18 protein-coding genes and 1 tRNA gene are annotated in these 16,587 nt (G+C 63.5%); 14 read left to right on the top strand and 5 right to left on the bottom strand.

Annotated elements, in window-relative coordinates; all coding sequences use genetic code 11:
* Nucleotides 1–8: 8 nt before the first annotated feature.
* Nucleotides 9–1,436, top strand: coding sequence for an ATP-binding protein (locus ACVOLO_RS12715; RefSeq protein ID WP_481570677.1), 1,428 nt, complete (start codon nucleotides 9–11; stop codon nucleotides 1,434–1,436).
* Nucleotides 1,437–1,735: 299 nt separating this feature from the next.
* Here the strand turns inward: ACVOLO_RS12715 and ACVOLO_RS12710 are convergent, their stop codons facing one another.
* Together ACVOLO_RS12710 and ACVOLO_RS12705 are read right to left on the bottom strand one after the other, a co-directional pair.
* Nucleotides 1,736–2,479, bottom strand: a complete 744-nt coding sequence (locus ACVOLO_RS12710) for a M90 family metallopeptidase (protein WP_481570676.1) — start codon at nucleotides 2,477–2,479, stop codon at nucleotides 1,736–1,738.
* Between the two features lie 8 nt (nucleotides 2,480–2,487).
* Complete coding sequence (locus ACVOLO_RS12705; protein ID WP_481570675.1) at nucleotides 2,488–2,784, bottom strand: hypothetical protein; 297 nt, start codon at nucleotides 2,782–2,784, stop codon at nucleotides 2,488–2,490.
* Between the two features lie 116 nt (nucleotides 2,785–2,900).
* Between ACVOLO_RS12705 and birA the strand changes: the two genes are divergently transcribed.
* From birA to ACVOLO_RS12685, 4 genes are all read left to right on the top strand, one after another.
* Nucleotides 2,901–3,866 (top strand): bifunctional biotin--[acetyl-CoA-carboxylase] ligase/biotin operon repressor BirA, encoded by a 966-nt coding sequence (gene birA / locus ACVOLO_RS12700; RefSeq protein WP_481570674.1) that lies wholly within the window; start codon nucleotides 2,901–2,903, stop codon nucleotides 3,864–3,866.
* A complete protein-coding gene (locus tag ACVOLO_RS12695; protein ID WP_481570673.1) occupies nucleotides 3,863–4,600 on the top strand; it encodes a type III pantothenate kinase in 738 nt (245 codons plus the stop codon). Before birA ends, ACVOLO_RS12695 begins: the two co-directional genes overlap by 4 nt.
* Before the next feature lie 9 nt (nucleotides 4,601–4,609).
* Complete coding sequence (locus ACVOLO_RS12690; protein ID WP_481570672.1) at nucleotides 4,610–5,374, top strand: SPOR domain-containing protein; 765 nt, start codon at nucleotides 4,610–4,612, stop codon at nucleotides 5,372–5,374.
* A 70-nt stretch (nucleotides 5,375–5,444) separates the two neighbouring features.
* Nucleotides 5,445–5,520, top strand: a tRNA-Thr gene (locus ACVOLO_RS12685).
* A gap of 192 nt (nucleotides 5,521–5,712) precedes the next feature.
* On the opposite strand, the gene ACVOLO_RS12680 is transcribed toward ACVOLO_RS12685, so the two are convergent.
* Complete coding sequence (locus ACVOLO_RS12680; RefSeq protein ID WP_481570671.1) at nucleotides 5,713–6,159, bottom strand: hypothetical protein; 447 nt, start codon at nucleotides 6,157–6,159, stop codon at nucleotides 5,713–5,715.
* A 293-nt stretch (nucleotides 6,160–6,452) separates the two neighbouring features.
* Between ACVOLO_RS12680 and ACVOLO_RS12675 the strand changes: the two genes are divergently transcribed.
* On the top strand, nucleotides 6,453–8,111 hold the full coding sequence (locus ACVOLO_RS12675) for an SNIPE associated domain-containing protein (protein ID WP_481570670.1): 1,659 nt from the start codon (nucleotides 6,453–6,455) through the stop codon (nucleotides 8,109–8,111).
* Nucleotides 8,112–9,066: 955 nt separating this feature from the next.
* Here the strand turns inward: ACVOLO_RS12675 and ACVOLO_RS12670 are convergent.
* On the bottom strand, nucleotides 9,067–9,480 hold the full coding sequence (locus tag ACVOLO_RS12670) for a hypothetical protein (protein ID WP_481570669.1): 414 nt from the start codon (nucleotides 9,478–9,480) through the stop codon (nucleotides 9,067–9,069).
* Here ACVOLO_RS12670 and ACVOLO_RS12665 point away from each other — a divergent pair.
* The 5 genes from ACVOLO_RS12665 (at nucleotide 9,479) to ACVOLO_RS12645 (ending at nucleotide 12,849) form a co-directional block, all read left to right on the top strand.
* Nucleotides 9,479–10,750 (top strand): glutamate carboxypeptidase, encoded by a 1,272-nt coding sequence (locus tag ACVOLO_RS12665; protein ID WP_481570668.1) that lies wholly within the window; start codon nucleotides 9,479–9,481, stop codon nucleotides 10,748–10,750. The two genes, ACVOLO_RS12670 and ACVOLO_RS12665, sit on opposite strands and share 2 nt — an antisense overlap.
* Before the next feature lie 275 nt (nucleotides 10,751–11,025).
* Complete coding sequence (gene rocF, locus ACVOLO_RS12660) at nucleotides 11,026–11,946, top strand: arginase (RefSeq protein WP_481570667.1); 921 nt, start codon at nucleotides 11,026–11,028, stop codon at nucleotides 11,944–11,946.
* 141 nt (nucleotides 11,947–12,087) lie between these two features.
* Nucleotides 12,088–12,240: an entericidin A/B family lipoprotein gene (locus ACVOLO_RS12655; RefSeq protein ID WP_481570666.1), complete on the top strand. Its 153-nt coding sequence runs from the start codon at nucleotides 12,088–12,090 to the stop codon at nucleotides 12,238–12,240.
* A gap of 56 nt (nucleotides 12,241–12,296) precedes the next feature.
* Nucleotides 12,297–12,431 carry an entericidin A/B family lipoprotein gene (locus tag ACVOLO_RS12650; protein WP_481570665.1) on the top strand — a complete coding sequence of 45 codons (135 nt, stop codon included), beginning with the start codon at nucleotides 12,297–12,299 and terminating at the stop codon, nucleotides 12,429–12,431.
* A 196-nt stretch (nucleotides 12,432–12,627) separates the two neighbouring features.
* Complete coding sequence (locus tag ACVOLO_RS12645; RefSeq protein ID WP_481570664.1) at nucleotides 12,628–12,849, top strand: CsbD family protein; 222 nt, start codon at nucleotides 12,628–12,630, stop codon at nucleotides 12,847–12,849.
* Between the two features lie 60 nt (nucleotides 12,850–12,909).
* Here the strand turns inward: ACVOLO_RS12645 and ACVOLO_RS12640 are convergent, their stop codons facing one another.
* Nucleotides 12,910–13,719, bottom strand: a complete 810-nt coding sequence (locus ACVOLO_RS12640; protein ID WP_481570663.1) for a hypothetical protein — start codon at nucleotides 13,717–13,719, stop codon at nucleotides 12,910–12,912.
* Nucleotides 13,720–13,829: 110 nt separating this feature from the next.
* Between ACVOLO_RS12640 and ACVOLO_RS12635 the strand changes: the two genes are divergently transcribed.
* From ACVOLO_RS12635 to ACVOLO_RS12625, 3 genes are all read left to right on the top strand, one after another.
* Nucleotides 13,830–15,131 (top strand): tryptophan--tRNA ligase, encoded by a 1,302-nt coding sequence (locus tag ACVOLO_RS12635; RefSeq protein WP_481570662.1) that lies wholly within the window; start codon nucleotides 13,830–13,832, stop codon nucleotides 15,129–15,131.
* Nucleotides 15,132–15,156: 25 nt separating this feature from the next.
* Entirely contained in the window at nucleotides 15,157–15,450 is a 294-nt protein-coding gene (locus tag ACVOLO_RS12630; RefSeq protein ID WP_481570661.1) for a hypothetical protein, read from the top strand.
* Nucleotides 15,451–15,535: 85 nt separating this feature from the next.
* A complete protein-coding gene (locus tag ACVOLO_RS12625; protein ID WP_481570660.1) occupies nucleotides 15,536–16,468 on the top strand; it encodes an MBL fold metallo-hydrolase in 933 nt (310 codons plus the stop codon).
* Nucleotides 16,469–16,587: the final 119 nt, after the last annotated feature.

The raw sequence follows: 16,587 nt of genomic DNA, 5'->3' as shown, positions 1-16,587 counted from the left end.
GGTGCGTCATGTCGAGCCGTCAGTGGCTATTGAAGCGTTGGCGGCCTCGCTCCCTGCAGGCACGCCAGCTGCTGGCTGCCTCCGTGGGCCTGGTGGCGTTTCTGGCATTGGCCGGTTACGCGCTCAACGCGATGTTCGTCGACACCGCGCGTGCCAATCTCAGTGAACGCCTGAAAAACTATGCCACCGCCTATGCCGGTGGCATCGACTTCACCCGCGACCGCTCGCTGTACATCCGCGAGCAACCGCCGGATCCCCGTTTCGACATCCCTGGCAGTGGCCTGTACCTGCAGGTGGTGATGCCCGGTGGCTACGGCAATTCCATGTCCGCCGAAGGGCCGATGCTGCCTGACGTCAGCGGCCACATGCTCAAGCCGAACGAAGAAGTCTTTGAAGGCCCGCTGCCGATCACCCAGATCGACGGTGCACAGGGCGAGGTTTATCGCTACGGCATGGGCCTGATCTGGGGCGGCGATGGCGCGCCCGAAGCCGAGTTCCCGTACACCATCTATGTACTGGAGGATTCACGCGCCTTGGGCAAGCAGTTGAAGGTGTTCCGTGGTGCGGTGTGGTTCTGGCTGGGTGTCACCGGCTTGATCCTGCTGCTGCTGCAGACCCTGGTGCTGCAGTGGAGCCTGCGCCCGCTCAAGCGTGTGATCAACGAGTTGACCAAAGTGCAGCGCGGCGAGCGCGAGCGCATGAGTGAAATGCATCCGCGCGAGCTGGAGCCGTTGACCGAAAGCATCAATGCCTTCATCGAGAGCGAGCGCGAAAACCTGGAGCGCCAACGCAACACGTTGGCCGATCTGGCGCACAGCCTGAAGACACCATTGGCAGTGCTGCGCACGCAATTGGACAGCGGTAGCAGCAACGAACAGGAACTGCGCGAGGAAGTTGACGTGCAGTTGCAGCGCATGAACAACCTGGTGTCGTACCAGCTGGCGCGTGCGGCTTCTTCGGGCCATAAGCTGTTTTCCGCGCCGGTGCCGATCGAGGCCAGCGCCGAGGAAATCGTGCGCGGCCTGGAGAAGGTGTATGCAAGCAAGGGCGTGCTGTGTGAGTTCGACCTGGAGCCGGGCGTGAACTTCTACGGTGAGCCGGGCGACCTGCAGGAGCTGCTGGGCAATCTGTTGGAAAACGCCTTCAAGTGGGCCAACCGCCGCGTGTTGCTGACCGCCAAGCCGATTGCCGGCACGGCCGGACGCCGCGCGGGCCTGGTGCTGGCGGTGGATGATGATGGCCCCGGCATTGCCGAGGACAACATCGCAAAGGTGCTGCAGCGTGGCGTGCGTGGCGACGAGCGCGTGCAGGGCCATGGCATTGGTCTTTCGATCGTGCAGGACCTGATCAAGGCCTACCGTGGCGAGCTGCAGGTCAAGCGTTCAACCGAACTGGGTGGCGCACGTTTTGAAGTGACCTTGCCGCCGGGCATCTGAAGCCGGCGGTGGATGGCGACGCGCGATGCTCGGATGAAGCTTCCTCGGTAATGCCTTGGCCGAGCATGGCTCGGCTCTACTCTTCTTTGCTGTACTTTTTCCGGCAATCAGCGCGTTGAAAGCACCCCTCCCCAGCCCTCCCCTTCGCTGCGCGAAAGGGAGGGAGCGAAAGCGGTGCAATGACGACATTGGCCATCTGTGCGGCCGCACGATCTGCCCCCTCCCTTTCGCGCAGCGAAGGGGAGGGTTGGGGAGGGGTGCAGTTGCTGTTGTTCCAACGTCAACTGACGCCACGCCAGTCACTTCCCCGTTGCCAAAGCCCCATACAGCCGCCGCAGATGCGCGGCGACCACCGGCATTTCCTGTTCCAGCAGGGCCGGTGCGGAGAAGTGGTATTCACTGACCACTGCAAAGAATTCTTCCGGCGCTTCGGCGGCATAGGGGTCCAGGGCGGTCTCCTGGCCGGCATCGACCTGCGCACAGAACTGGTCGTAGTGCTGCTGGAAATCGCGCGCCCATTGGCGTTGCCATTCGCGCGGCAGCGGCGGCGTGCCGTCCATCGCGCCGTCGAGCGCATCGAGCTTGTGCGCCATTTCATGCACGGCCACGCAGAAGCCCGCATGCGGGTCGGCGATATCGGCCTGCACATCGGCCCACGACAGGATCAATGGGCCGCTGTCCCAAGACTCGCCGATCAGCTCGTCGTCCCACTCGTGCAGCACGCCCGCGGCGTCGACATGACTGCGCTGCACGCGGAACGCATCCGGATAGACCACCAGCTCCGACCACCCGTGCAGGCCTTCGCGGCCGAACTCCATCAACGGCAGGCAACACAACGCAGCCAGCAGCATGCGCTGACCTTCGTCCAGGGTCAGGCCGGCGACGGGGGTGATGGTTTTGCGTTGCAGGAACAGCGCGGTGAGTTCGCGCAGGCGGAGTTCCTGCGTTGGCGACAGGGCCTGCAGCCACGGGCAACAACGGCAGGTATCGCGCCAGAGCGTTTCATCAAGCGAGGGCGGGGTGCGCTGCCACCAGCGCAACAACGACTGGATCAGCGGAACATCCCGGGCAACATGCGGTGCCAGCGCGGTGCGCGCAGGCGCGGAATGATGTCGTCATCGCTGCCGCCGCCGGTGGTCTGGGTGGGCTTGGGCTTGTTGGCCGGCGGCGCTGCCGGGGTGGAGTTGGCAATGTTCACCGAAGCGGCGGGGACCGCCACACGCTCCACTTCGCCAGGGGCATAGCTGCAACCGCTCCGGCCGGCGCCGTCGAGCGCTTCTGTAGCCTGCGCTGCAACCGGCACCAGCAACAGGATCAGGCAATGAGCGAGGTGGCGCATCGTCAACATCCGGGGGCAGGTGAGTTCCCGATTCTAGCCTGCTTTTTTGCCTGAATTGGATGACCGGCTGGGCGCCCCCGGGGGCATGACGCATAATTTCGCCGTCTGTTGTGAGGAAGCTGCCTGTGGATGACCGCCAATTGCTGGCCAAGCTGGGCGCCGGTGCGTTGTCCGGTGACGCCTTGGCGCGTGAGCTGGGTTTGACCCGGGCCGCGGTATGGAAGCGTATACAAGGGCTGCGCGCGGCCGGCGTGGAGATTGAAGGCCGCGCGGGCGATGGCTACCGCCTGGCGCAGCCACTGGAACTGCTGGACCCGGCGGTGATCCGTTCGGGTCTGCAGGCGGATGTGTATCTTCTGCTGGCTGGCCTGGATATTGGCTGGTCACTGGCCTCCACCAACACCGATTTGCTGCAACGCAACGCACCTTTGCGCGGCGTCGAGGTTTTGTTGGCCGAACGCCAGACCGGAGGCCGTGGCCGTCGTGGCCGGCACTGGGCCTCGCCGCTGGCCGCCCACATTTATCTGTCGCTGTCGCGGGCATTCGCCGGTGGCTTGTCGCGGATGGGCGGGCTGAGCCTGGCGATGGGCGTGGCCGTGGTGGAGGCGCTGCATGCCCAGGGTTTCCAGGATGTCGGGTTGAAATGGCCCAACGATGTGGTGATCGAAGGCCGCAAGCTTGGCGGGCTGCTGGTGGAAGGTGGGGGCGAGTTCGCCGGCCCGGCGCGGGTGGTAATCGGGCTGGGTTTGAACGTGCGCATGCCAGCGGCCGCTGCCACGGACATCACCCAGCCCTGGACCGACCTGGATTCGCTCGCCGGCCGTCGGGTGTCACGCAATGCCGTGGTCAGTGCGCTGCTGTCGGCGTTGCTGCCGGCGCTGGAACAGTTTGATCAGGACGGCCTTGCCCCGTTCCTGCCACGTTACGCATCCATGGATGTGCTGCACGGCCGTGCGGTGCGCGTGGAAGAAGGGGGCGTGATGCATGACGGTATTGCCTGCGGGCTGGCTGAAGACGGTGCGCTCAAGGTACGCATCGATGGGCGCGAAACCCGCTTCCATGCGGGCGAAGTCAGTGTGAGGGCGGCATGAGCGATTGGCTGTTTGACCTGGGCAATTCGCGCTTCAAGTTTGCGCCGTTGCAGGGCACCGCTGCCGGCAACGTGCAGGCCTGGGCGCACGGCGCCGAGACCATGACCGCCAGTGCGTTGGAAGCGCTGCCGCAGGGGGACACCGCGTGGGTGGCCAGCGTCGCCGCACCGGCACTGACTGAAGACGTGATGCGCGTACTGCGCGGGCGTTTTGCACAGGTACGGATGGCACGCACGTTGCCGCACTGCGCCGGAGTGACGGTTGCCTACGCACAGCCTGGAAAATTCGGTGTGGATCGCTTCCTGGGCCTGCTTGCCGCAGTGCCGGCGCAACGGCCCGTGCTGGTGGTGGGCGTGGGCACGGCCCTGACCATCGACCTGATGGACGGCGAGGGCAGGCATCGCGGTGGCCGCATCGGCGCATCGCCCACGGTGATGCGCGAAGCCCTGCACGCCCGCGCGGTGCAGTTGCCGGCAACTGGCGGCGACTATGCCGAGTTCGCCAACGACACCGCCGATGCACTGGCGTCAGGTTGCGATGGTGCGGCGGTCGCATTGGTCGAACGCAGCCTCCGCCAGGCGGCCGAACTGCTCGGCATCGCGCCGGCGCTGGTGCTGCATGGCGGTGGTGCCGCGCCGCTGCTGCCGTTGTTGCCGCAGGCCGAGCACCGGCCGGCGCTGGTGCTCGATGGCCTCGCGCGCTGGGCGGTGCACCATTGCAACGAGGAACGGTAGGATCACGCCATGCTGACCCGCTTCCTGATCGTCGTCCTTGCCGTCCTGAACGTAGGCGTTGCCCTGTGGTGGATGACATCCCGCCCCGCCGAGCCGGCGGCACCGGCTGCTGCCGAGCCGGGCGTGGCCACCCTGGAGTTGCTGCGGCCCTCGCCAGACACGCCGGCAACGGTGCCCGCTGCCGCATCGGTGGCGGCGCCCGAGCCGCCGCTGGCCGCGGTGGAAGCCAGCCCCAGGAACAACACCACCGCTGCAGCGGCCCAGGAAGCCACGCCCCCACCTCCCATCGCTGCCGAAGTCGCCCCGACGACACCGCCGGAGCAGTGCAGCAGCCTGGGGCCGTATGCCGACCAGGCCGCTGCCCAGGCCGCACTTGCCGCGTTGGGTGGGGAGGTAAAACGGCAGCGCCTGCGCGAAGTGCCAGGCAAGGCGGCCAGCAGCTATCGGGTGATGATCCCGCCGGCCGCCTCGCGTGAGGAAGCGCAGGCCACGGCCAAACGCATCGTCGATGCAGGATTCAGCGACTACTTCATCGTCGCCCAGGGCGAAGAGGCCCACGCCGTGGCGCTGGGCCAGTACCGCAACCGCGAAGGCGCCGAGCGTCGGCTGTCCACGCTGGTGGCGGCGGGCTTCCCGGCCAAGCTGGTCACGAACGGCACCGAGGGCCCAGCCAGCTGGTGGCTGGACGTGGCCAGCAGCGCCGCCCCGGCCACGTTGAAGCAACGTGCCAGCGCCACGCAACAACAATCGCTGAATTGCGCGCGTCTGCGCTAGAATGGCGCCCGCATCGCGCAGCAGCCCCGGGCCCGATGCCGGCGAACCCCAGGTTCGGTCACAGCTCCATGCCGCTTTAGCTCAGTTGGTAGAGCAACTGTCTTGTAAACAGTAGGTCATCCGTTCGATTCGGATAAGCGGCACCAGACCCCCGTTTTAGACTCTCCCCGTAGTTCCCCGTATCGGTGGGCACACGGAAAGGCACACAATTGATCCATGGCATCCATCCGACACCAGGGCAATCGGTATCGCGCTTTCGTCAAAGTTGACGGCCGTCGCGCGACCGAGGTTTTCGATACGAAGCGCGCGGCGCTCGCATGGTCACAAGAGCAAGAGGCTCAGCTTTCCGGTGCCCAGCTCCCAGACAAGACCTTCGGCGATGCCTGCAGAAAGTACTCCGAAGAGGTGACCGAATCGAAGCGCGGCGGCCGATGGGATCGCACCGCAACCTGTCCAGCCTCTTGATCTACTACCGAGCGTCGGTTGCCGAGCTCGCTAAGCGGCTCGGCTGATCTTCGCTTCATCGTCTGCCAACGAACAACATCGGCCCCTCGCCATAGCCGCTTCGCGCCGAGGAACATCGGCTTCGGGAAGCTGCTTCGAACTGCGATTCGTTCCAAGAAAGCGCGCCGGTTCACTTTTCCCGCGCGAGTGGTCAAACCGAGTATGAAGGCGCATGCGTCCGCATTTAGCCATTCTGCATCGCGCGCCATTGCGGCCAGGGTTGAGATATCGGTCTGCTCGTTCTCACCTGTCACGATGAAAGTCTCCTTGGCTTGCTGCATTGATCTGCCATGGCGTCCAAGCGGGCTACCGACGCGGCCTAGCCGGCACGGATTGGGGTGTGGTGGTGCTGGCATTGCAGGGGCGCCGCCGGGCTGCATCGTGCCGGAGTACAGCCGGACGAAGGGCGGCACTATCGATCCGGCACTGGCCGCCCGGTTGGCGATCTACGGCGCGGCGTCGAATACCTGGAACGCGGAGAACGTGAGCGGCCGGTACTTCTCGGGACACCTGGAATTTGAGGAGGTGCCGGGGTAAGTGGCACCATCGTCCCTCCAATGGAAAGGGAGGGAATATGGGTTGGATTCTATTTTTGATCGCCTTGATAGGGCTGATCGCGGTCTACTATGCAAAGAAGCAGGAGTTGGCGAGAGCACGAGAGGCGGCAGCCAAGGCGGAATCCGAACATGCGAGTGCCGTGAATGAATTGCAGGCAAGGAACGCCGAATTGACCGAGGAGAACCGCAGCCTGTCGCCATTCAAGGAGATTAGAGATGCGGTAGTGGAAGCTGCGCGAATCAGAGGGGAGGCCGAGAAGGCGGCAAGGATCGCAACTGGGCAAGCCAATGTTTTGCGTAACCTGGCAGAAAGCGAGGCCAGCGAGATCAAGCGAAAGGCGCAGGTGGAGGCAGCTGACTTGCGCAAGGATGCTCTCGCTAGCAATGCTGATGCTCGGCGAAAGGCAGAGCATCTAATTGAAGATTCCAATAGTCGAGCCGCTCGACTGATTCAAGATGCTGAGGTGAGGGCGCAAGAGATTGCAGGGGATGCTTACCGCGCATTAAACCAAGCCGAGCAGCTAGAACAGACCGCAACAGCTATGCGGAATGTGATTGAAGGCTATGGAGATAGGTACCTGAAGCCAACGTACAGCCAGTTGGACCAGTTGGCCGATGACTATGGGTTTGATGAGGCAGGTAAAGAGCTTAAGCGGGCTCGGGCCAATAGCCAGAGCATGGTTAATGCCGGGCGTGCCGCATCATGCGATTACGTGGAACAGCATCGACGCGAGACGGCCATCAGGTTTGTTTTGGACGCCTTCAATGGCAAGGTGGACACAATCCTTGGGCGCGTGAAATCTGACAACGCCGGAACGCTTGAGCAGCAGATCCGCGACGCGTGCTCTCTGGTGAATCACAACGGGAGTGCGTTCAGGGGCGCGAGGATAACGCCTGAATATCTCGGGAGCCGGCTGGATGAACTGAAATGGGCCACTGTCGCTGTCGCTCTCAAGGAGAGAGACAAGGAAGAGCAACGGCGTATTCGGGAGCAAATTCGAGAAGAGGAGCGCGCCCGCCGGGAAATTGAGCGCGCCCTGCGTGACGCGGCCAAGGAAGAGGACACGCTGCAAAAGGCAATGGCGAAGGTGCAGACCCAAGTTGAGAAGGCAAGTGAAGAACAGAGGGCATCCTTCGAGGCGAAGCTTGAAGAGCTTCGATTGAGGCTGGCCGAAGCCGAGGCCAGAAATCAGCGCGCACTTTCAATGGCCCAGCAGACGAAGGCAGGCCACGTCTATGTGATATCGAACATCGGCTCTTTCGGAGAGCATGTGTTCAAGGTGGGAATGACTCGCCGACTGGAGCCCAGTGACCGTATTCGCGAACTAGGGGATGCCAGTGTGCCGTTCCCATTCGATGTTCACGCGATGATCTGGGCCGACGATGCCCCTGCCCTTGAGCACGCACTTCACAAGAAGTTCCTGACCGAACAGGTCAACAAGGTAAATCCTCGCAAGGAGTTCTTCAGAATTCCAATTTCTGAGTTGAAGCAGGCGGTGGAGGAGCATGGTCTGCAGGCAACATGGACGCTTTCATCGGAGGCGAGTCAGTACCGGGAAACCCTCGCAATTGAGAGGGCGTTGACCGAAGAGGGCTCCGATGCGCAAGCGTGGATTCGCCATCAGCTCGATGTGGAGCGTGAGGAATTAGTCGTAGAGATAGAGGATGAGCTCTAGGCAGCTGGGAATATAGATCAGGCAATTAGGTCTGTGGCTGCTAATCCAAGCGCCGCCAAGGTGCCATATACAAAGAACCTGGGGTCTGACAGTGAGTTCTTTTTCGCATGGCCCCGCGACTCAGGCCTGCGGCTTCAAATGGCTTCGGTGCACAGATCGACGCATCGGCGTTCTGCATCGTTGCTCCTAACGGAAAAACGATCACAAGCCTTAGCGTCGACGGGAAAGAGAGTGATCTAGCACCCGGTCAGCAACTCAATGCACAGAACCCCGCTCCGGCGGGGTTTCTTATTACCAGAGGAAAACGAATGTCCCTCTACACCCTCACCGTTGACCTTTGCGTTACCCATGGCATGGTGGCTCCTTTCACGTAAATAATCAGGCTGCGTATGCGATGGGCTTCAAGCTTGATCTGGGGTTACACCCATAGCCCTAGTCCGTATGGAATAGCTGCGTACCCGTCATGGCGCCGAGTAACGGTGTTTACGGCTGCGAAATCCAAGAAAATGGCGTGTTGATCACTTATGGCACGCATGCCGGGGCGGCTGAATATCGGGTATTTGAGCGCCGGCTCTGGTAACAACTGTGCAAACAGGAAGGATCTCAGAGTTCCGATGGGATGTCTCATCTTTCGCTATGGCGGGCATCACATCCAGCGTGCTGAGTAGGTCGACAGGTCTTCAAGTAAGTATCGGCATGGGCAGACACCAGCAGCCTTGGGTAGGTCTGCCTGCCGAGTGCCCACCTGGTTGCCATCTGACTTGAGTTTGGTTGTCATCGGATAGGGCGGTAAAACTGCCCGCCCTGCACGGTATCGTAATGATTTTGCGGCGCGCTGTCGGTAAGAAAATACCTGTCTAAGCTGCTGCTTTCATTGCTCAGACGAAATAGCGTGTAGGCAGTAGGTTATCCGTTCGATTGGGATAAGCCCATGGCGTCCAGGCAAGTCCAGAATTCATACCAGGCCCGCAGAAATGCGGGCTTTTTTGTGCGTCTTGATCGAAGAAGCTCCGAAGCCGGGTAGTGCAGCGGCTTGCGGCGCCACGCGCTGGGGAAACAGGTTGCGCCTTGATCGGATGTGCGCCTTGGGCTGGGCCAGGCAGCGGCTGTAGCCGCTTCGATGTGGCGCCTGCGTGTTGTCAGGGTTGATGGCATTTGTGAGCAGGGGCTGCCCGGCCATCTGCCCCAGTTGATAGGCTATCGCCGCAATCAATGGTTGGCGATGACGGCCGGTTACCGGCGGCCATGCGCCGTGGACAGGGTCGGAGTCTTTCGTGTCGGTACGGCGCGGCAGGGCACCGATTGGGAATGGCGTAGCGACTGTGGCAAGTCCAATCTTGCCGACATCGTGACCACAGGAATGAGACATGAGCTTTGCGCGCACAGCGATTTTTGGCGGATTTTTGTTGGCAGGAGCACTGAGTGCGGACGCGCAGGCGCAATCGGCCAGGGCAGATGGACCACTGCGGGCAGCCGCCACGGCAGAACAGCCGGCCGTGATCGAAACCCTGCGTGATCTGGTGACGGTGGAGTCAGGCTCCACCGATCATGAGGGCGTCGCCACGCTGATGGCTTATCTGGACAAGCGGCTGCGCGCGCTGGATGCGAAGGTGGATCGAATTGCATCGGCGACCGGCGGTCCGGACCTGGTGCGTGGCGTCTTTTCCGGCGATGGCACATTGAAGGTGATGCTGATCGCGCATGCCGACACCGTTTACGACCGCGGCATCCTGGCCAAGGAGCCGTTCCACCAGAAGGGCAACCTGCTGTACGGCCCCGGCATTGCCGATGACAAGGGTGGGATCGCGGTGATCCTGCATGGTTTGGCCTTGCTCAAGGCGCGTGGCTGGAACGACTACGCGACGGTAACCGTGGTGTTCAACCCGGACGAGGAAATCGGTTCTCCCGGCTCCGGTGAAACGATTGCCACGCTGGCGGCGCAGCACGACGTGGTGTTGTCCTTTGAGCCGTCTCCGGCCAAAGCCGTGATCGAAAGCGAAGGCATTCTGCTGAGCGCGGCCGGCACCTCACAGGTGCGCATGACAGTGCAGGGCCTGTCCGCGCATGCGGGTGCCGCACCGGAGCAGGGCCGCAACGCGTTGGTGGAACTGGCACATCAGATCCTGCAGACCAAGGACGTTGCAGCCGCTGTTCCGGGTGCACAACTCAATTGGACGACCGCCAATGCGGGTACGGCACGCAACCAGATTCCTGAACGTGCCGAAGCCGGTGGTGATGTGCGGGTGATGCAGGCCGACAGCAACGCGAACCTGCTGGCTGCGCTGCAGGCCAAGGTCAAAGAGAGCCAGGCGGTGCCCGATACCACCACCACGGTGACGCTGGAACCCCTGCGTCCGATCTACGTGGCGGGCGAACGCGGGCGTGCCCTGGCGGACATGGCACAGGAGATCTACGGCGAACTGGACGGGCGCAAGCTGCTGATGCATCCCACCACGAACGGCGGCACGGATGCCGGCTTTGCGGGACGCTCGGGCCACGCTGCGGTGCTGGAAGGATTGGGACTTGCGGGCTGGGGCTATCACGCACGCAATGAGTACATCGAAATAGATTCCATCCCGCCGCGTCTGTACCTGCTCTCGCGGATGCTCATTGAACTGGGGAAGCAAGCGCCACGTTGATTTGAGTGGTCAGTGCGGAAAGCGCTTGTATGGCTTGACGCATGGCCCCCAGGCAAATTCAGCCTTCAAGAAGCCCGCAGAAATGCGGGCTTCTTGCTGCGCATCCGGCGTTCTTGAACCGCCACAGGTAACGGCGTTGCAGTACTTCGGCGCTCCGCGGCCAGGCGGCTTGCCCGCCGGTTGCCGGCCCTGTTCAGTCACCGGACGCTGCTGCACCGCCGCAAGGCGGATGCAGCCGCGCTGGCTAAACTGTTTTCATTTGCAACGGAGGTGGTATGGCCGGGTTTCGTCCTGTTTCATTGATTGGGGTGCCTACTGACGTGGGTGCCGGGCATCGCGGTGCCAGCCTCGGGCCGGAGGCACTGCGCGTGGCCGGTTTGCCGGAAGCACTGGTGGCGCGTGGTGTGGATGTGCGCGACACCGGCAATCTGTCCGGGCCGCGCAACCCGTGGACCGGGCCGGAGCAGGGTTATCGCCATCTGGATGAAGTCGTCGCTTGGAACCACGCGCTGATGGAAGCCACCTACGCGGAACTGAGTGATGGCCGCATGCCGATCATGCTTGGCGGCGACCATTGCCTGGGCATCGGCTCGATCACCGCCGTGGCGCGCTGGTGCCGTGAGCAGGGCAAGCAGTTGCGCGTGCTGTGGCTGGACGCGCACTCGGATTTCAATACCTCCGATGTCACCCCGTCGGGCAACATCCATGGCATGCCGGTGGCCTGCCTGTGCGGCCTGGGCCCGGACGTGCTGACGCGGCTCGGCGGTGATGCGCCTGCCATCTCGCCCAGCCAGGTGCACCAGATCGGCATCCGCTCGGTGGACCCGGAAGAAAAACGGCTGATCAAGCATCACCAGGTCGATGTCTATGACATGCGCCACATCGACGAAGCCGGCATGAAGCGCACCATGGAGGCCGCGCTGGAGGGCATTGATGCCAACACGCACCTGCATGTCAGTTTTGACGTGGATTTCCTCGACCCCAGCATCGCGCCGGGCGTGGGCACCACCGTGCCGGGCGGGGTGAACTACCGCGAAGCGCAGCTGGTGATGGAGATGATTGCCGACACCGGCCTGATGGGCTCGCTGGACATCGTTGAGCTGAACCCACTGCTGGATCACCAGAACCGCACCGCCGAGCTGGCGGTGGATCTGGTGGAGAGCCTGTTCGGCAAATCCACGCTGATGCGCGATTGATGGCGCAGACGCCAGGCTGAACGCCAACGGGTGGAATTCACGCGCGCTGCACGTCCAAGTCGCCAGATTCGTCTTCACACGCGGCACGTCGGTTCCGGTAGCGGAGCCGGCGGTTGCCAAGCCAGACAACGGAGACGCCTGATGAAGCGAATACTTGCTATGGCCCTGCTGGGCATGTTCTCGGTGGGAATGCTCAGTGGTTGCAACACCATGGCCGGTGCCGGCAAGGACATGCAGAAGGCCGGCGAAAAGGTTGAAGACAAGGCCAAGGACTGCAGCGACGGCAAGTGCTGATGATCATCGCGGCTCCGCCGGAGCCGTGTCATGCGTGAACCACCCAGGAGAAAAACATGAAGCGTTTGGTTTCCTTGATGCTGCTGTCGCTGTTCTCGGTCGCCGTGCTGGCCGGTTGCAACACCATTGCCGGTGCCGGCAAGGATGTGCAGAAGGCCGGTGAGAAGGTGGAGGATGCCGCCAAGAAGTGACGCGCTCTCGGCGGAACCAGGGAAAAGGCCGGCATTGCCGGCCTTTTTCGTTCTCCGCGAGGTTGTGGTGTGCGCTGAATCTGAAGCGCCATTCAAGATCGTCAGCATGGCTGCAACGCTTTGTGGACCATCTGCCAACACCCCCGGCGGCATGCTGGCCCCACGCGATCCACGCGTTCCCGAAAGGAGAAAGCAGATGAACAAAGACATCATTTCCGGCAAGTGGAGCCAGCTCAAGGGCAAGGCGCAGGCCAAGTGGGGCGACCTGACCGACGATGATTTCAAGGTGGCCGAAGGCAATGCCGAATACCTGTCCGGACGCCTGCAGGAGCGCTATGGCTGGGCCAAGGAGCGTGCCGAAACCGAGGTGCGTAATTTCCAGGATGCCTTGAAGAAGGACTATCCGGACTTCCACTGAGCATGCCGGGCGGCATGAACGATGGGCCGCAGCGATGCGGCCCATCGTGTGTTCGCTGTCCTAGCGCATGCGCGGCGGGTCGGGCACGAAGCCGCCGGGAAATGCCTGCGGCGGCGGATGGCTGCCCGGGCGCGTGCGCGGGATGACGCCCATTGCCAGCAGCCGCGAACGTGCGTCGTAGCGCACTTCGCTGACCTGCGCCGGTGTGCGGCTGGCGCGTTCAAAGCGCGTTGAGGACGAATGCGACCACTCGCGCTCGCCATGGCCGGTGCCCAGGCGCTGGCGGCTTTCCGCCTTGCCGTAGGCCGAGGCGACCCCGGCGTCGGCGGCGCGGTTGCTGGCGCTGGATTCGGCCTGTGGCGTCGCTGCGCGCGGCATCGGGTAGGGCGTGGGCTGCGGGCGCACGTCATACATCGGGCGGCGCAGTTCGTTGAACACCGCCATGCCGATCACCCCGACATTGGCCGGGCGCCCGGTGCGGCTGGCGTAGCTGTCGCCATGGTCGGTGAACACGAACTGCGCGACTTCGGCATTGGATTTGCGCCAGCCGGTGATCTCGCTGCTCTGCCAGGGCTCCAGCACATAGCCGGACTGGTCCGGGGAGGCGGTTTGGCCGGTGATGGCGTTGACCCCGTCCACCGACAGCACCACCAGCACGCGCTGCCCGCTGCGGTTCTCCAGGCGCACGCTGTAGCGGTGCCCGGGCGTGCCGGCGACCCACTGCTGGCCGCGATGCGGGTACCGGGGCAGCTGCTGGTCGTCGTCACGGTCGATGATGGACAGCACCACCGGCCCGTCCAGCGGCGGTGGCATGGGCCGGAACCCGCACAGGGCAAGGACCAACAACACACTGGCGATGAAACGGTACATGGCAGGCTCCTGGCCGGGGGACAGTGCAATCAACGGCCCGGCGCGGCCAGCGGGGTTGGGGCTTGGGGGGTTACACTGGGCCGGTTCATTCTTCCGTCACGTTTTTGTTCATGACTACCCGCGTCCTCACCGGCATCAAGCCCTCCGGCACCCCGCACATCGGCAACTACCTGGGCGCGATCCGCCCGGCCATCGCCGCCAGCCGTGCCGCCGACACCGAAAGCTTCTTCTTCCTGGCCGACCTGCACAGCCTGATCAACACCCAGGACCCGCTGCGTGTGCAGCGCTCGACCCTGGAGATTGCTGCCAGCTGGCTGGCCGCCGGGCTGGAGCCGGACAAGGTGTGGTTCTACCGGCAGAGCGACATCCCGGAAATCACCGAGCTGACCTGGTACCTGACCACCGTGGCCAGCAAGGGCATCCTCAACCGTGCCCACGCCTACAAGGCCGCGGTGGACAAGAACCGCGAGGAAGGCATCGACGAGGATTCCGGCGTCACCGCCGGCCTGTTCATGTACCCGGTACTGATGGCCGCCGACATCCTGGTGTTTGGCGCCAACAAGGTGCCGGTGGGGCGTGACCAGATCCAGCACATCGAGATGGCACGCGATTTCGGCCAGCGCTTCAACCACGTCTACGGCAAGGACTACTTCGTGCTGCCTGAAGCGGTGATCGACGAAGCGGTGGCCACCTTGCCGGGCCTGGACGGCCGCAAGATGAGCAAGAGCTACGACAACGTGATTCCGCTGTTCGCCCCGCGCGAGGAGCTGAAGAAGCTGGTGTTCTCGGTGCTCACCGATTCGCGTGCACCGGGCGAACCCAAGAGCACCGAGGGCTCGGCGCTGTTCCAGATGTACCAGGCCTTTGCCAGCGCCGGGCAGACCGCCGCGTTTGCCCAGGCCTTCGCCGATGGCATCGCCTGGGGCGAGGCCAAGCAGCAGGTGTTCGAGCGCATGGATGCCGAGCTGGCGCCGCTGCGTGAGCGCTACAACGCACTGATGGCCGAGCCGGAGAAGATCGAGGCGCTGCTGCGCGAACGTGGCCAGCAGTTGCGCGAGCAGTTCGCCATCCCGCTGCTGAAGCAGCTGCGTGAGGCGGTGGGCCTGCGTGATCTGTCCAACATCGGCCCGGCACAGAAAACTGCAGCCGTTGCCAAGGCCGCGTTGCCGCTGTTCAAGCAGTACCGCGAAAAGGATGGCCGCTTCTACTTCAAGCTGCTCGATGGCGAAGGTGAACTGCTGATCCAGAGCGAGGGCTTTGATTCACCGCGCGATGCCGGCCAGCTGATCGCCGTGCTCAAGCAGGCCGAGCAGGGCGATGCGCTGCAGAGCGAGCTGTTCAAAATCGAGGGCGAAGTGGAGCCGGTGCTGGCGGCATTGCAGGCACTGCGCGAGGCCGCAGCCAAGGATTGACCCGTCACCTGGAAGGAGCACGTCGATGGCCTGGTTGTCGTTGTTGTTGTTCCTGCCGTGGTTTGCGCTGATGGGCGCGTTGTACTGGTGGTTTCCCCGCCAACCACGGCATCGCGCCCGTACGCTGTTTGACGTGGGCATGCTGGTGCTGGCCCTGCTGGTCAGCATCGGCCTGATGCACTGGGGTTACCGCGTCGGCGCGGCCGAAGTGGCCGATGGGCTGTGGAAGCAGATCATGGCGGTGCTGTACGCCTATGGCGGCTTCCTGGCGGTGATGGTGCTGGCCCTGCTGCTGCGCCCGCGCGTGCTGCGGTACTGACCCCACGCGCCTGCGACCAAGGTTCAATGTGAGCGGCGCGGTGCGGCTGGCAGGATCGAAGGCTGTCCATCCGGGAGCTGCGCCGATGACCGTTGCACATGGCATCCACACCATCGACACCGCGTTCCAGCGCGACCACTTCGATGCGGCCTATCTCATCGTGCAGGACGGGCACGGCGCCTTCGTCGATTGCGGCACCAGCCATTCACTGCCCAATCTGCTGGCCTGCGTGCAGCAGGCCGGCCTGCAACCGGCCGACATCGATTGGTTGATCGTCACGCACGTGCATCTGGACCACGCTGGCGGTGCCGGCGCGTTGATGCAGCACCTGCCCAACGCAAAACTGGTGGTACACCCGTGCGGTGCGCCGCACATGATCGACCCGACGCGGCTGATTGCCGGCGCAACCGCCGTATACGGCGAAGCGGAAATCGCGCGCAGCTACGGGCAGATCGTGCCGGTGCCGGCCGAGCGCGTGGTGGTGGCCGAGGATGGTCACCGTGTTTCCCTGGCCGGGCGCGAACTGGTGTGCATCGACACGCCGGGGCATGCCCGCCACCACTTCTGCGTGTGGGACGAAGCCAGCCGCAGCTGGTTCACCGGCGATACGTTCGGGCTGTCCTATCGCGAACTCGATGGCGATGCGGGCGCCTTCATCATCCCTACGTCATCGCCGGTGCAGTTCGAACCCGATGCGCTGCACGCATCCATCGACCGTTTGATGGCGCGTAACCCGCAGGCGATGTACCTCACCCATTACGGCCGCGTCGAAGACACCGCGCGCCTGGCCGGTGACCTGCACGAGCAGATTGATGCGATGGTGGCCATCGCCCGCCAATGTGCCGCGCTGCCGGAGCGGCATCGCGTCCTGGTCGAAGCATTGAGCGCGCTGTATGTGGCGCGTGCGCGCAGGCACGACAGTGCATTGGCCGATGCCGAGGTTCTGCGCGTGCTGGCGATGGATATCGAACTCAACGCGCAGGGGCTGGAATGCTGGCTGGACCGGGATACGCGCTGAGATTTCTGATTCTTGCTTTGTAACTGAGGGTTGGGGCTTTGGTGCGAGTTGTTGTTGGAACAGGAGCTTTACCCCTCCCCCGCCCTCCCCTTCGCTGCGCGAAAGGGAGGGGGCAACAG

The organism is Stenotrophomonas sp. STEN056, from assembly GCF_056759635.1.
The sequence above is the reverse complement of the archived record's forward strand: the minus strand, read 5'-3'. Positions and strand labels throughout refer to the sequence as shown.